Consider the following 14,635-nt stretch of genomic DNA (forward strand, 5'->3'; position numbering starts at 1 on the left):
TCAGCTCAGCTGCCGCTCGGCGGCGATGCGGTCGTAGGCGGCGTTGATCGCGGCGAGCCGCCGGGTCGCGATGGCGACGGCGGCGGGCGGCAGGCCGCGGGCGATCGCCCGGTCGGGATGGTTCTCGGACACGAGCGCGCGGTAGCGCGCCTTCAACTCCGCGTCGGTCAGGTCGCGGGCGGCGCCCAGCACCTCGTAGGGATCGTCGGCGAGCCGGACGTGCCGGGCCGTGACGGCGGCGAAGCGCGCATCGTCGAAGCCGAAGATCGCCGCCACCTCGGCGAGGTAGCGCGCCTCGCTCTCGTGGATCGCGCCGTCCGCCTTGGCGATGTGAAAAAGGCCGTCGAGCACGTCCTCGAGGAGCGCCGGCTCGTCGCGGAAGGCCTCGGCGACCTGGCGGGCATAGCCCTCGAATCCGCTGGTGGTGCGCTTGGCGAGATCGAAAAGGCGCTCCACTCCGGCGCGCTCGTCATCGGGGACCTGCACGATGTCGGCGAAGGCCGCGACCTCGGAGGGCGTCACCACCCCGTCCGACTTCGCCATCTTGGCGGCGAGCGCGACGAGCCCGGTGGTGAACACCACCTCGCGGGGGGTGGGCCCGAGCAGCGAGCCCTCGCGGTCGAGGAGGAAGTGACCGGCCACCGCGCCGATCAGCGCCCCGAGCGGACCGCCGGCGGCGAGCCCGATGCCGGCGCCGCCGAGCTTGCCCCACACGCCCTGGGTCCAGACGCCCTGGCTCACGCGGGCCTCCGGGTCTCGTCCGGGCGTTGGGGGGAGGCGACCCGGCAGGGTGCGACTCGGGGGAGCAAGGGCGTCATGCCGCCCTTGTAGCGCCCCCGGGCCGTTCGCGGAATGTGGAAGCGCACCCGGCGGCCGATCCGCCGGGCGCGTTCAGGCCGTCGCGATCAGCGGCAGTAGACGTTGCCGTAGGGGTCGCGGTAGGTGCCATAGGGGCACTGGGGGGCGGTGGCCGCGCCGACCACGGCGCCGCCGGCCGCGCCGATCAGGCCGCCCGCGAGCGCGCCGCCGGCCCGGCCGGTGGCCGCCGCGCCGATCGCCGCACCGGTCAGGCCGCCGAGGGCGGCGCCGCCGGCGGCGCGATCGCCGGGGGTGTTGCAGGCGCCGAGCGACAGCGCCAGGGCGCCGGCGAGCGTGGCGGCGATGAGCTTCTTCATGGAGTCTTCCCCTCGTGCTTGTTTCGGCGTCCGGCACCGGGTTCCGGCCCCACGCCCTGCCCCTGAGCTTAGCCGTATCGCGGCTGAACCTCAAATGAGCTTGGCCGTCAAAGAGTTCCCGGCGGCCGGGGCCGATGGGTAACGAATCGTCAAGGTGCGACGCCGAGGCCACACGGCCCGGGGCCTGCCGCCCGCCCGTCAAATGCTCTACAGGGAGCCGGACAAGCCCCCGGCTCGAACGCCCGCGAGGATCCCGATGCAGCGTGCCACCACCATCGTCCGCAAAGCCGCCGTGCGCCCCGATGCCGTCGCCGACGAGGTCGCCCTCGACCATGCCGCCCGCTCGGTCCGCAGCGCCGACCTCACGGCGCGGGGCGGCCTCGCCTTCCGGCTCGACCTCGACCGGGCGACGACGCTGGAGGACGGCGACGCCGTGCGCCTCGAGGACGGCAAGCTGGTGCGCATCCTCGCCGCCCCGCAGGCGCTCCTCGCGGTCACGGCCGAGAACCCGCTGCGGCTGACCCGCCTCGCCTGGCAGCTCGGCAGCAACCACGTCCAGGCCGAGGTGACGGCGGACGCCGTCTACGTCCTCGACGACCCGGTCGTGGCCGAGCTGGTCCGTGGCCAGGGCTGCACCGCCGCCGCGCTCCAGCGCCCGTTCCGCCCCGAGAAGGAGGTGGAGGCCCACGACCACAGCACCTGCGGGCACGACCACCATAACCACGGGCACGATCACGGGCACGACAACCATGCTCACGGCCACGACGATCATGGCCACGGTCATCATGCTCACGGCCACGATCGTGCCCATCACGATCACGGCCATGCGCATGACCACGCGCATGACCACCAGCACCACGATCACGGGCACGTCCACGGCCCGAACTGCAAGCACGGTCACTGAGCGCCCGCGCGGCCGATCCTTGGACGTCATCCCGGCGGCAATCTCGTTTTGGGATGTCGAGGCGAAGCGCGGCTCTCCGGGGGGGCGGGACCTCTGGGGTCTCCGCCTTCCGGGCTTCCTGAGTGTGCGTCTCAAGATGACGGCGCGGACGGGATCGGACAGCTCCTCGCGATCCTGCGGCCGCAAGTCGATGGAGCCTGGAATTCAGGTCGTCGGCATTCGGAGCGGCATCGCCGATCACCTGTTGCGACCTGCGATTTTTGTGCAGTGCAAGATCAACCGTCCGTCGAAGTCTTAAGTCGGACTTAAGCCAGCTGTCATAGCCAAGATCCCGGTGACAGGAAGACCCGGGTTCACGGTCCGATGACGATCAAGACGCGCCTCCTCTGCGGCTTCTCGGTGATGCTGGCGCTGACCGCCGGCGTCGCCGCCTCGGGCTGGGTCAGCCTGTCCGGCTTCGCCCAGCGCGTGGACACCGCGAACGCGGCCCAGATGCTCGCGGGCCGCGTGGGCGACCTCGCGCTGGCCGCCGAGCGGTCGCTGCACGATCCCAGCGGCAAACGGGAGCAGGCGGTGACGGACGGGCTCGCCCAGGCCCGTGCCGGCCTCGCCGCCGTTCCGGGCGCCGACGCGATGGCGCGCGGCATGGACGCCTTCGCGCAGACCCGCAGCAGCTACGCGGCCGAGCAGGACGGCAAGGCGCGGATCCAGGCCGAGCACCTCCGCCTGATCGCCGATCTGCAGGCGGCCGCCGGCCGGATCGGCAGCGCGCAGAAGGCACGCCTGGCGGCGGCGAGCCGGGCGCTCCAGGACAGCGTCGAGGCGCTCAAGGAGGCCGCCACCGCCGGTTCGCTCGCGGGCTCGGCGGTCCGCGGCGCGCTCGAGATGCGCAACGCCGAGCAGGCCCCCGCGGGCGACCGGGCGGTGGTCGCGGAGAGGTACCGGCTCCTGTCCGGGATCCTGAAGCGGCTCGGCGGGCAGGACGCGATGCGGGCCCCGGCCAAGGCCGCCGGCGACGCCCTGGACGATTACTTCGACGCCATCGACCTGGCTCCGGACGAGGCCGGGCGGGGCGACAAGATCGCGACCGCCTTCGCCGCCATCATGGCGGCCCTGCGCGAGGTCGAGCAGGTCCAGAGCGACGCCGGCAGCGCGGTCCAGGCCCGCCTGCAGGAGCAGCAGGACCGGGTCGAGCGGGCGGCGGCGCTCCTCGCCGCCAGCGCGGAGGCGATCGAGGCCTCGAAGTCGCTCCAGATCGCCGAGATCGCCCTGTTCGCGGCCAAGGATTCTCCGGCCAAGGACGAGGGCGGCGCGGTCGTCGCCAGCGCCGACGCGCTGACGACGGCGATCGAGACGATCCGCCGGTTCGAGACCGATTCGGCCGCGCGCCAGGCGATCGAGGCGCTGGTCGCGAAGGTGCAGGGCCTCAAGGGCCAGGTGCCCGGGGTCGTCGCGGCGAACGCCGCGCAACGCGCGATCCTCGGGCAGCGCGACGGGCATCTGGCCACCCTCGTCACCGCCGCCCAGGCGGCGGGCGACGGCGAGATCGCCCGGATCGGCTCCGAGCGGCGCGCCGCCGAGATCCTGCTCCTCGTCGGCGTGGCGCTCGCCGCTTCGCTGGGCATCGCGGCGGCCTTGTGGCTCGCCCGCGGCATCGTGCGGCCGATCGGGCAGCTCGGCGCCGCGATGCGGGCGCTCGCCGCCGGCGACCTCTCGGTCGCGGTCGCAGGGCAGGAGCGGCGCGACGAGATCGGCGGCATGGCGCGGGCGGTGGGGGTTTTCCGGGAGGCGCTGGCCGCCAAGGCGCGGAGCGACGCCGAGTCCGCCGAGGCCGCCCGTGCCGAGGCCGGACGCGCCCGCAGGCTCGGGGCGCTGACCGCGGACTTCGAGGCGACGATGTCGTCCTCGACGGAAGGACTGGCGCAGGCCGCCGACACCATGCAGGGCACCGCGACGTCGATGTCGGCGGCGGCCGCACGCACCAACGCCCGGTCGGCCGAGGTCGCCGAGGCCGCCGCCCGGACCTCGGCCAACGTCGAGACGGTCGCCGCGGCCACGGAGGAGATGGCGATCTCGATCCGCGAGATCGCCCGCCAGGTCGCGCATTCGGCGACGATGGCGACCGGCGCCGTCGGCCGCGCCCGGGAGACCGATGCCGTCATCGCGGCGCTCGCCGCCGGCGCCGAGCGCATCGGCGAGGTCGTCACCCTGATCCAGGGCATCGCCGGGCAGACGAACCTGCTCGCGCTCAACGCCACCATCGAGGCGGCCCGGGCCGGCGAGGCGGGACGGGGCTTCGCGGTGGTGGCCGCCGAGGTCAAGGAACTGGCCGGCCAGACCGCGAAGGCCACCGAGGAGATCGGCGGCCAGATCGCCCGCATCCAGGAGGCGACCCACGAGGCCGTGGCGGCCCTCCGGGCGATCGGCGGCGTGATCGGCGAGATGTCCGAGATCGCCACCGGCATCACCGCCGCCATGGAGCAGCAGGGCGCGGCGACCCAGGAGATCGCCCGCAACGTCGGCGAGGCCGCCCAGGGCACCCAGGTGGTCTCGACCGGCATCCGCGACGTGCGCCGCGACGCCGAAGGGGCCGGCGAGGCCGCCGCCCGGGTGCTCGCCGCCGCCGAGGCGCTGGCCGGCACCGCGACGGGCCTGCGCGGCGAGGTCGATGCGTTCTTGGGCGGGGTGAAGGCGGCGTGACGGGCCGCGGGCCGACGCCCGCGACCGATGCCGGGCCCGGGGTACCCTCGCGCGCTCGGGCGCGATACAACCCGGTCGCCGGTGAGGACGGGACCGAACCATCCTCGCGGGCGGCGATGCGGCACGGGACGGGATTAGGTGACGGTTTTGGTCGAGCGATCCGGACATCCGAGCGCCTGGCGCTTCTCCGTCGCCCCCATGATGGACTGGACCGACCGCCACTGCCGGGCGTTCCACCGCACCCTCTCGGCCCGCGCGCTGCTCTATACCGAGATGGTGACGACCGGGGCGGTGCTGCACGGGCCGCGCGAGCGGCTGATCGGGTTCGATGCCGCCGAGCATCCGGTGGCGATCCAGCTCGGCGGGTCGGATCCGGGCGACCTCGCAGCGGCGGCGCGCATCGCGGAAGGCTTCGGCTACCGCGAGGTGAACCTCAATGTCGGCTGCCCCTCCGACCGGGTGCAGGACGGGCGCTTCGGCGCCTGCCTGATGCGCGAGCCGGCCCTCGTCGGCGAGTGCGTGGCAGCCATAAAGGCGGCGGTCTCGGTGCCGGTCACGGTGAAGTGCCGCATCGGGGTCGACGACCAGGATCCGGAAGCCGCGCTCGACGCGCTGACCGCGTCGGTGCGGGCGGCCGGCGTCGACGCGCTGGTCGTGCATGCCCGCAAAGCCTGGCTCAAGGGCCTGTCGCCCAAGGAGAACCGGGACATCCCGCCCCTCGATTACGGCCGGGTCCACCGGCTCAAGGCCGCCAATCCCGACCTCCCGGTCGCCCTCAACGGCGGCCTGCAGGACCTGGCGACCGCGAAGGTCGAGCTCGCGCCGCGGGACGGGATCGCCCTCGACGGGGTGATGCTCGGTCGCGCGGCCTATGCCGAGCCGGCCCTGCTTCTCGGCGTCGATCCCGTGCTGTTCGGCGAGCCGGCACCGGTGGCCGACCCGTTCGCGGCGATCGAGGCCTACGAGCCCTACATCGCGGCGCGGCTCCAGGAGGGCCTGCGCCTGCACGCCATGACCCGCCACATGCTCGGCCTGTTCAACGGCCGGCCCGGCGCGCGGCCCTATCGCCGCCACCTGTCGGTCGCCGGCACCCGGCCGGATGCGGGCCTGCACACCCTGCGCGAGGCGGTGGCCCTGGTCTCCCGCGAGCCGGCGAGCGCGGCGGCCTGAGGGCGGCGGCGCATGAGAGCGGGGCCCGGCGTCAGCTTGGCAGCCGGCCGCTCCACGGGCATGGTCGGGGCGAGACAGGCTCGCGCCCGAGGAAAAGACGGACCGGATGATCGCACTCGATGACGGCGCACCGGCGCCGCTCGGCGCCCATTTCGACGGGCGCGGGGTCAATTTCGCGCTGTTCTCCGCCCACGCCACGGCGGTGGATCTGTGCCTGTTCGACCCGACGGGCCGGGTGCAGACCGACGTGGTCCGCCTGCCGCGCCGCACCGACGACGTCTGGCACGGCCATCTCACCGGCGTGCTGCCGGGCCAGCTCTACGGCTACCGGGTCCACGGCCCCTGGGAACCGGCGCGCGGCCACCGCTTCAACCCGCACAAGCTCCTCCTCGACCCCTACGCCCGCGAGATCCACGGCCGGGTGCGCTGGCACGACGCGCTCCATCCGTTTCGCCGCGGCAGCCACCGCGAGGACGTGCTCGACCGGCGCGACAGCGCCCCGATGATGCCGAAGGGGATCGTCACCGCGCCCGAGGCACCGGTCCACGACGACCCGCCGCTGCGCCATCCGCTGGTCGACAGCGTGATCTACGAGGCGCATGTCCGGGCCCTGACCCAGACCCATCCGGGCGTGCCGCTGCCCTGGCGCGGCTCCTACGCGGCGCTCGGGCACCCCGCGATCGTCGACCATCTCGTGCGCCTCGGCGTCACGGCGGTCGAGCTCCTGCCGATCCAGGCCTTCGTCGACGACCGTTTCCTGGTCGAGAAGGACCTGACCAACTTCTGGGGCTACTCGCCGCTCAACTACTTCGCGCCCGAGCCGCGCTTCTACGGCGCCGGCGGGGCCGCCGGCCTGAAGGCCGCGATCCGCCAGCTCCACGCCGCCGGCATCGAGGTGCTGATGGACGTGGTCTACAACCACACCTGCGAGGGCGATCATACCGGGCCGAGCCTGTCGTTCCGCGGCATCGACAATGCCAGCTACTACAAGCTGAACCCCGACGACCCGCGCCGCGACATCGACTGCACCGGCTGCGGCAACACCCTCGACGTCGCGGTGCCGCGGGTGATGCAGATGGTGCTCGATTCTCTGCGCCACTGGGTCGAGTCCTACCGGATCGACGGGTTCCGCTTCGACCTCGCCTCGAGCCTCGCCCGCTCGCCGCGCGACTTCACCCCCCGGGCCGCGGTGCTGCAGGCGATGGCGCAGGACCCGGTCCTGTCGCGGGTCAAGCTCATCGCCGAGCCGTGGGACATCGGCATGGGCGGCTACCAGCTCGGCGGCTTCCCGGTCGGCTGGAGCGACTGGAACGACCAGTTCCGCGATGCCGCCCGGGGCTTCTGGCGCGGCGATGCCGGCCAGCTGCCGAAGCTGACGCAGGGGCTGACGGGCTCGAAGGAGATCTTTTCCGCCTCCGGACGCGGGCCGTCGGCCAGCATCAACTTCATCGCCTCGCACGACGGCTACACGCTCGCCGACGTCGTCGCCTACGAGGAGAAGCACAACGAGGCCAACGGCGAGGGCAACCGCGACGGCCACGGCCACAACGTCTCGCGCAACTACGGGGTCGAGGGGCCGACCGACGATCCCGACATCCTGGCCCTGCGCGCGCGCCAGAAGCGCAACCTGCTCGCCACGATCCTGATCGCGCAGGGCGTGCCGATGCTGCTGATGGGCGACGAGCGCTCGCGCAGCCAGGGCGGCAACAACAACGCCTATTGCCAGGACAACGCCACGTCCTGGGTCGACTGGGAGAACGACGGCGGCGACCCGGCGCTGACCGCCTTCGTGCGCAACCTGCTGGGCTTGCGCCGCGACCACCGGGCCCTGCGGCGGCGCAGGTTCCTCACCGGCGAGACCGTGGCGCCGGGGGGCCTCAAGGACGTGCACTGGCTCTCGCCCTGCGGCGCCGAGATGGACGAGGCCGCCTGGGGCGACGCCGAGCGCCGGGCCTTCGGGATGCAGATCGGCAACGACGCGCCCGACGGGCGCCGCCTCCTCGTCCTGGCCAATGCGGGGGAAGCGGCGATCGACTTCCAGCTCGCCCGGGTCGTCGGCGGGCCGTGGACGCCGCTCTTCGACACCACGGCGATGGACGGACGGCCCGTCGCCCGGGAGGCGCTGAAGGCCGGGGGCACGTTCCACCTGCCCGGGCGGGCGCTCGTGGTGCTGGCCCGCAGCGCGGCGCCGAGAAAAGCCGTCGCGGGGTGAGGGGGCGCCGCGGCGCAGGGCGGCCGCGGCACCGGTCAGGCCGCCGCCAGGCGCTTGCGCTGCACCTTGCCGTTGGGGGTGCGCGGCAGCGTCTCGACGAAGATCACCTCCCGCGGGCACTTGTAGGCGGCGAGCCGCTCGCCGCACCAGGCGATCATCGCGTCGCGCGCCGGCTCCGCCCCGGCCTTCGGCACCACGAAGGCGGCGATCACCCGGACGTCGTCGCGGACGGGCAATTCGGTCACCGCGACCTCCTGCACGTCGGGATGGCCGATCAGCACACTCTCGACCTCGTTCGGCGACACCCGGTAGCCGAAGGCGTTCATGATGTCGTCGTTGCGGCCTTCGAACCAGACGTAGCCCTCGGAATCGAGCGCGGCGAGGTCGCCGCCGGTGAACCATTCGCCGCGCATCACCGCCGCCTCTTCCTCGGGGCGGTTCCAGTAGCCGAGCATCAGGGCCGGGTCGGAGCGGTGGATGGCGAGAAGCCCGACCTCGCCCGCCGGCAGCGGCTCGGGTGCGCCTTCGACGGGCAGGATCGCGACGCGGCGCCCCGGCTGCGGCTTGCCCGGCGAACCGGGCTTGATCGGGACCAGGGGGCTCGTCGAGACGTAGGTCGAGATCTCGCTCATGCCCAGCGCCTCGTAGAGCGGCGTGCCGGTCGCCGCCCGCCATTCGGCGAGGAGCTGGGGCGAGAGCGCCTCGCCCGCGGTGATGCCGTGGCGCAGCGAGGAGAGGTCGTGGGCGGCGAGATCGGCGTATTTGAGGATCTGCCGGTAGAGGCTCGGCACCGCGGCGAACAGGGTGGCGCGGTGGCGGGCGATCAGCGCCGGCCACAAGGCCGGGTCGCGTCTGCCGTTGTAGAGCACCGTGGTGGCGCCCCGCGCCCAGGGATCCTGGATGCCGACGCCGAGCGTGTATGTCCAGTTCATGGTGCCGGCATGCAGCACCACGTCGTCCTCGCGCAAGCCGAGCCAGAAATCGTGCATCGGCCGCCGGCCCCACAGGGTGCGGTGGGCGTGCAGCACGCCCTTCGGCCGGCTGGTGGTGCCGGAGGTGTAGACCAGCGTCGCCGGGTCGTCGGCAGCGGTGTCGGCGTAGGATTCGAGGGGCGGGCCGGCCCGCAGGCGGGCGATGTCGTCGCGCCGCAGCACGATCCGGCCGCGGCAGGCCTCCGGGTCGAGGGGGCAGTCGTCGGCCGCCGCGATCACCGCGGCGCCGGAATCCTGCATCAGGAACGCCGCCTCGCCGGCCGTGAGCTGGGGCGAGGAGGGTTGCGCCACCAGTCCGGCGGCGAGCGCCGCAAAATAGACGATGACGTAATCCGCGTCGTTGCCCATGCGGATCATCACCCGGGCGCCCGCGGGCAGGCCGAGACCGCGCAGGCCCGCCGCGACGCCCAGCACCGCGCGGTTGACCTGCGCGAAGGTCATGACGTCGGTGTGCCCTTCGTCGCCGACCATGACCAGTGCCGGCTTGCCGCCGCGCTCCCGGGCATTGGCTTCCAGGCAGTAGCGGGCGCCGTTGAAGCGGGGCGGCGGCTGGCGGGTCTCGGGCAAGGCGCAGGCTCCGGCTGAGGGGAGGGAGCCCGTGCTAGCGCGGACGCGCGGTGGGGGCCAGTAGCGGCCTCGCGCCCGCCCGGCGCTCGCCATCCGTTCCCGACGGGCGCGACGCCGCACGGTCCGGTCCTGCGCCTTCAGGCTCGCGCCGGATGGCCGGCACGATCCGGGACGGGCCCGCGGAGCCTCAATCCAGCCCCAGCCCGCGCCGCAGCCACTGAGCGTAATGCCCGGCGATGTAGGCGACGCGCCGGCCCTCCGAGGCCGGGTCGTACCAGGCGCCGCCGGAACTGGCATTGGTGGCCGAGAGCTGGGGGTGGCGCAGCAGCACGGTGCCGGCGCGGTCGACCACCAGGGCCTCGCCTTCGAGGTAGTCGGTGTTGGTGGCGTTGCCGCCCAGGCCGCCGCGGTTCTCGCTTCCGGCATAGGGGTTGAGCGAGAGGCCGGTCACCCGCACCACCAGCGTCGGGCCGGGGCCGCCGACCCGACCGGCGAAGGCCTGCGCGAGCGCCGCCTGCAGCTCGCCGCGAACCCCCTCGGCATAGACGCTCAGGCCGGTGGCGAGCAGGGGGCGGACGTCGACCTGGATGGACGAGAAGCGGGTCGCCGGCGGAAGGGTGGCGTCCTGCGCGGCGGCGGGGAGGGCGGCCGCCGCCAGGGCGGCCGCGATCAGGGATTTGCACCAGCGCAGCATCGGCCTCGTCTCCACGGCACCCGGCGGGGCTGCCTCGTCACGGTCGAGATAGCCCTCGGCTGCCGCTCCGGCAACGCTTCGCCGATCGGCCGGTGCGACCCGGCCCGTCGGACCCCCTTCCGGGCGCCGGCCTTCGGTGCGTCAGGCGCCGAACTGGATGCCGACGACCTCGTAGGACTTGCCGCCGCCCGGGGTGACGACCTCGACGGTGTCGCCGACGCCCTTGCCGATCAGCGCGCGGGCGATCGGCGAGGTGATCGAGACCCGGCCGGCATGGACGTCGGCCTCGGGCTCGCCGACGATCTGGTAGGTCTTCTCCTCCTCGGTGTCCTCGTCGATCAGCTTGACGGTGGCACCGAACTTGACCTTCGTGCCCGAGAGCTTCGACACGTCGATGACCTCGGCGCGGGAGATCAGGCTCTCCAGCTCCAGCACCCGGCCCTCGTTGTGGGACTGCGCTTCCTTGGCGGCGTGGTACTCGGCGTTCTCCGACAGGTCGCCGAGCGCGCGGGCCTCCGCGATCGCCTGGATGATCCGCGGACGCTCCTCCTGCTGACGACGCTTCAGCTCCGCCTCGAGCGCCGCGAATCCCCGTACCGTGATCGGAACCTTGTCCATCGTCGTCGTCTCGCGTCACAAATAATCGGCCCGGCGGGAGGGTGAGCCTCCCGACCGGGCCTGTTTCCGAATGTCTCGCGCGGGCGCGAGGGGATGAAATAGGGCTCGTCCGCGGCGTTACGACTTAAGCCGCGAAATATTCCTGCAGAGCCCGGACCTCGAGATCACCCCCGAGATAGGCCTTGATCCCCTCCGCGGCCGCCATCGCTCCGGCGAGAGTGGTGTAGTACGGCACTTTATGCAAGAGGGCGGCCCGGCGGAGCGACCGCGAGTCGGACAGGGCGCCGGCGCCTTCCGTGGTGTTGAACACCAGGTGGATGTCGCCGTTCTTGATCGCGTCGACCACGTGCGGCCGGCCCTCCAGCACCTTGTTGATGCGGGTGCAGGCCACGCCGTTCTCGGCGAGGTAGCGCTGCGTGCCGGCGGTGGCGAGCACCGCGAAGCCGAGCTCCGAGAGCAGCTTCATCGCCGGCAGGATGCGCGCCTTGTCGTCGTCGCGCACCGAGACGAAGACCGTGCCGCTCTTCGGCACCTGGGTACCGGAGCCGAGCTGGCTCTTGGCGAAGGCGACGCCGAAGCCGCGGTCGAGGCCGATCACCTCGCCGGTCGAGCGCATCTCCGGTCCGAGCAGAACGTCGACCCCGGGGAAGCGGGCGAAGGGGAACACCGCTTCCTTCACGGCGATGTGCGGCAGGGTCTTGGGCTTGAGGCCGAAGGAGGCGAGGGGCTCGCCGGCCATCACCCGGGCGGCGATCTTGGCGATCGGCTCGCCGATCACCTTGGCGACGAACGGCACGGTGCGCGAGGCGCGCGGGTTGACCTCCAGGACGTAGATCACCCCGTCCTTGATCGCGTACTGCACGTTCATCAGGCCGCCGACCTCCAGCGCCAGCGCCAGCCCGCGGGTCTGGCGCTCCAGCTCGGCGATGGTCTCCGGCGACAGCGAACGGGGCGGCAGCGAGCAGGCGGAATCGCCCGAATGGATGCCCGCCTCCTCGATGTGCTCCATGATGCCGGCGATGTAGACGTCCTTGCCGTCCGACACCGCATCGACGTCGACCTCGATCGCGTCCGACAGGTAGCGGTCGAACAGGAGCGGGTTCTTGCCCAGCACCGTGTTGATCTGGCCGGTCTTGTCGTTGGGGTAGCGCGCCTTGACGTCCGACGGGATCAGGCTCGGCAGGGTGTCGAGCAGGTAGTCGGCGAACTGGGTCTCGTCGCGGATGATCGCCATCGCGCGCCCGCCGAGCACGTAGGAGGGGCGCACCACGAAGGGCAGGCCGAGATCGGCGGCGATCAGCCGGCTCTGCTCCACCGAGTAGGCGATGCCGTTCTTCGGCTGCTTCATGTGCAGCTTGTCGAGAAGGCGCTTGAAGCGGTCGCGGTCCTCGGCGAGGTCGATCGCGTCCGGCGAGGTGCCGAGGATCGGCACGCCGGCCTCCTCGAGCGCGCGCGCCAGCTTCAGCGGGGTCTGGCCGCCGAACTGCACGATCACGCCGTGCAGCGTGCCGGCCTGGCGCTCGGTCTCGATGATCTCCAGCACGTCCTCGGCGGTCAGCGGCTCGAAGTAGAGCCGGTCCGAGGTGTCGTAGTCGGTCGACACCGTCTCCGGGTTGCAGTTGACCATGATGGTCTCGTAGCCCGCATCGGTCAGCGCGAAGCAGGCGTGGCAGCAGCAATAGTCGAACTCGATGCCCTGGCCGATCCGGTTCGGGCCGCCGCCGAGGATGATGACCTTCTTGGCGTCCGTCGGCTGGGCCTCGTCGGCGACGGTGCCCGCGAAGGGCGCGACGTAGGTCGAGTACATGTAGGCGGTCGGCGACTTGAACTCGGCCGCGCAGGTGTCGATCCGCTTGAAGACCGGCCGCACCGACAGCGCCCGGCGGGCGGCGCGCACCGCCCCTTCCTCGATCCCGGCCAGCACCGACAGGCGCGCATCCGAGAAACCCGCTGCCTTGAGCTGGCGGAAGGCGCCTTCGGTCTTCGGCAGGCCGAAGCGCTTCACCTTGGTCTCGAGGTCGATGATGCCCTGGAGCTGCTCCAGGAACCACGGGTCGATCTTGCAGGAGGCGTGCACCTCCTCGTGGCTGACGCCCAGCCGCAGCGCCTGCGCCACCTTGAGCAGGCGATCCGGGGTCGGGGTGCCGATCGCCGCCTTGATGGCGTTGCGGTCGTCGCCCTTGCCGAGGCCCTCGATCTCGATGTCGTCGAGGCCAGTGAGCCCCGTCTCGAGCGAGCGCAGGGCCTTCTGGAGCGACTCCGCGAAGGTCCGGCCGATCGCCATCGCCTCGCCGACCGACTTCATGGCGGTGGTCAGCGTCGGCTCGGCGCCCGGGAACTTCTCGAAGGCGAAGCGCGGGATCTTGGTGACGACGTAGTCGATCGTCGGCTCGAACGAGGCCGGCGTCGCGCCACCCGTGATGTCGTTGGCGATCTCGTCGAGGGTGTAGCCGACGGCGAGCTTCGCCGCGACCTTGGCGATCGGGAAGCCGGTCGCCTTCGAGGCCAGCGCCGAGGAGCGCGAGACGCGCGGGTTCATCTCGATCACGATCATCCGGCCGGTGGCCGGGTCGACGGCGAACTGCACGTTCGAGCCGCCGGTCTCGACGCCGATCTCGCGGAGCACCGCGAGCGAGGCGTCGCGCATGCGCTGGTATTCCTTGTCGGTCAGCGTCAGCGCCGGCGCCACGGTGATCGAGTCGCCGGTATGGACGCCCATCGGGTCCACGTTCTCGATCGAGCAGACGATGATGCAGTTATCCGCGCGATCGCGGACGACCTCCATCTCGTATTCCTTCCAGCCGAGGACGGATTCCTCGATCAGGACCTCGTTGGTCGGCGAGGCGTCGATGCCGCGCTCGACGATGTCGAGGAATTCTTCCCGGTTGTAGGCGATGCCGCCGCCGGTGCCGCCCATGGTGAAGGACGGCCGGATGATCGCCGGCAGGCCGACCTCGGCCAAAGCCACCAGCGCCTGGCCGAGCGCATGCTCGCCGTAGCGCTTGCGCCGGTCGTTCTCTCCGGACGCCCACTTCTTCTCGAAGGCGGCGAGCGCGGCCTTGCGGGCGTCCGGATCGCTCTCGGCGGCCTCGATGCGGGCCACCTCGGCGAGGTACTTCTCCCGGTCCGCCTTCTTGGCGGCCGAGGCATTGGCGAGCGCCGATTTCGGGGTCTCGAGCCCGATCTTGGTCATCGCGTCGCGGAAGAGGCTGCGATCCTCCGCCTTGTCGATCGCCTCGGCGGTGGCGCCGATCATCTGGACGCCGAACTTCTCCAGCACGCCCATCCGCTTGAGCGAGAGGGCGCAGTTCAGCGCGGTCTGGCCGCCCATGGTCGGCAGGAGGGCGTCGGGCCGCTCCTTCTCGATGATGCGGGCGACGATCTCCGGGGTGATCGGCTCGACGTAGGTCGCGTCGGCGAGATCCGGATCGGTCATGATCGTGGCCGGATTCGAGTTGACCAGGATGATCCGGTACCCTTCCTCGCGCAGGGCCTTGCAGGCCTGCGTGCCGGAATAGTCGAACTCGCATGCCTGGCCGATGACGATCGGGCCCGCGCCGATGATGAGGATGGAGGAGAGATCGGTGCGCTTGGGCATCGGAC

10 protein-coding genes are annotated in these 14,635 nt (G+C 72.2%); 4 read left to right on the forward strand and 6 right to left on the reverse strand.

The window, feature by feature from the left end; genetic code table 11:
* Positions 1-741, reverse strand: a complete 741-nt coding sequence (locus BMX97_RS03180) for a J domain-containing protein (RefSeq protein WP_091745358.1) — start codon at positions 739-741, stop codon at positions 1-3.
* Between the two features lie 164 nt (positions 742-905).
* Positions 906-1,175, reverse strand: a complete 270-nt coding sequence (locus tag BMX97_RS03185) for a hypothetical protein (protein WP_048426387.1) — start codon at positions 1,173-1,175, stop codon at positions 906-908.
* Positions 1,176-1,431: 256 nt separating this feature from the next.
* Between BMX97_RS03185 and BMX97_RS03190 the strand changes: the two genes are divergently transcribed.
* The 4 genes from BMX97_RS03190 to glgX all read left to right on the forward strand — a co-directional run bounded on the left by BMX97_RS03190 (position 1,432) and on the right by glgX (position 8,161).
* On the forward strand, positions 1,432-2,079 hold the full coding sequence (locus tag BMX97_RS03190; protein ID WP_091745360.1) for an urease accessory protein UreE: 648 nt from the start codon (positions 1,432-1,434) through the stop codon (positions 2,077-2,079).
* Positions 2,080-2,442: 363 nt separating this feature from the next.
* Complete coding sequence (locus BMX97_RS03195; RefSeq protein ID WP_091745363.1) at positions 2,443-4,779, forward strand: methyl-accepting chemotaxis protein; 2,337 nt, start codon at positions 2,443-2,445, stop codon at positions 4,777-4,779.
* A gap of 138 nt (positions 4,780-4,917) precedes the next feature.
* Positions 4,918-5,949, forward strand: a complete 1,032-nt coding sequence (gene dusA / locus BMX97_RS03200) for a tRNA dihydrouridine(20/20a) synthase DusA (protein ID WP_280142783.1) — start codon at positions 4,918-4,920, stop codon at positions 5,947-5,949.
* A gap of 106 nt (positions 5,950-6,055) precedes the next feature.
* Positions 6,056-8,161: a glycogen debranching protein GlgX gene (gene glgX, locus BMX97_RS03205; RefSeq protein WP_091745368.1), complete on the forward strand. Its 2,106-nt coding sequence runs from the start codon at positions 6,056-6,058 to the stop codon at positions 8,159-8,161.
* Between the two features lie 35 nt (positions 8,162-8,196).
* Here the strand turns inward: glgX and BMX97_RS03210 are convergent, their stop codons facing one another.
* The 4 genes from BMX97_RS03210 to carB all read right to left on the reverse strand — a co-directional run bounded on the left by BMX97_RS03210 (position 8,197) and on the right by carB (position 14,630).
* Positions 8,197-9,720 (reverse strand): acetate--CoA ligase, encoded by a 1,524-nt coding sequence (locus BMX97_RS03210; protein ID WP_244538255.1) that lies wholly within the window; start codon positions 9,718-9,720, stop codon positions 8,197-8,199.
* Between the two features lie 187 nt (positions 9,721-9,907).
* A complete protein-coding gene (locus BMX97_RS03215) occupies positions 9,908-10,414 on the reverse strand; it encodes a hypothetical protein (protein ID WP_091745372.1) in 507 nt (168 codons plus the stop codon).
* Between the two features lie 141 nt (positions 10,415-10,555).
* A complete protein-coding gene (gene greA, locus BMX97_RS03220) occupies positions 10,556-11,032 on the reverse strand; it encodes a transcription elongation factor GreA (RefSeq protein WP_060849819.1) in 477 nt (158 codons plus the stop codon).
* A 124-nt stretch (positions 11,033-11,156) separates the two neighbouring features.
* A complete protein-coding gene (gene carB, locus BMX97_RS03225) occupies positions 11,157-14,630 on the reverse strand; it encodes a carbamoyl-phosphate synthase large subunit (protein WP_091745374.1) in 3,474 nt (1,157 codons plus the stop codon).
* Positions 14,631-14,635: the final 5 nt, after the last annotated feature.

Origin of the sequence: Methylobacterium sp. ap11, assembly GCF_900110515.1 — a bacterium.
GTDB classification, from domain to species: Bacteria; Pseudomonadota; Alphaproteobacteria; order Rhizobiales; family Beijerinckiaceae; genus Methylobacterium; species Methylobacterium ajmalii.

Bases quoted from the DNA above. Each gene is read 5' to 3' on its own strand.
- BMX97_RS03185 (WP_048426387.1), bottom strand. From the start codon at position 1,175: ATGAAGAAGCTCATCGCCGCCACGCTCGCCGGCGCCCTGGCGCTGTCG.
- carB (WP_091745374.1), bottom strand. From the start codon at position 14,630: ATGCCCAAGCGCACCGATCTCTCCTCCATCCTCATCATCGGCGCGGGC.
- glgX (WP_091745368.1), top strand. From the start codon at position 6,056: ATGATCGCACTCGATGACGGCGCACCGGCGCCGCTCGGCGCCCATTTC.
- BMX97_RS03215 (WP_091745372.1), bottom strand. From the start codon at position 10,414: ATGCTGCGCTGGTGCAAATCCCTGATCGCGGCCGCCCTGGCGGCGGCC.
- greA (WP_060849819.1), bottom strand. From the start codon at position 11,032: ATGGACAAGGTTCCGATCACGGTACGGGGATTCGCGGCGCTCGAGGCG.
- BMX97_RS03195 (WP_091745363.1), top strand. From the start codon at position 2,443: ATGACGATCAAGACGCGCCTCCTCTGCGGCTTCTCGGTGATGCTGGCG.
- BMX97_RS03190 (WP_091745360.1), top strand. From the start codon at position 1,432: ATGCAGCGTGCCACCACCATCGTCCGCAAAGCCGCCGTGCGCCCCGAT.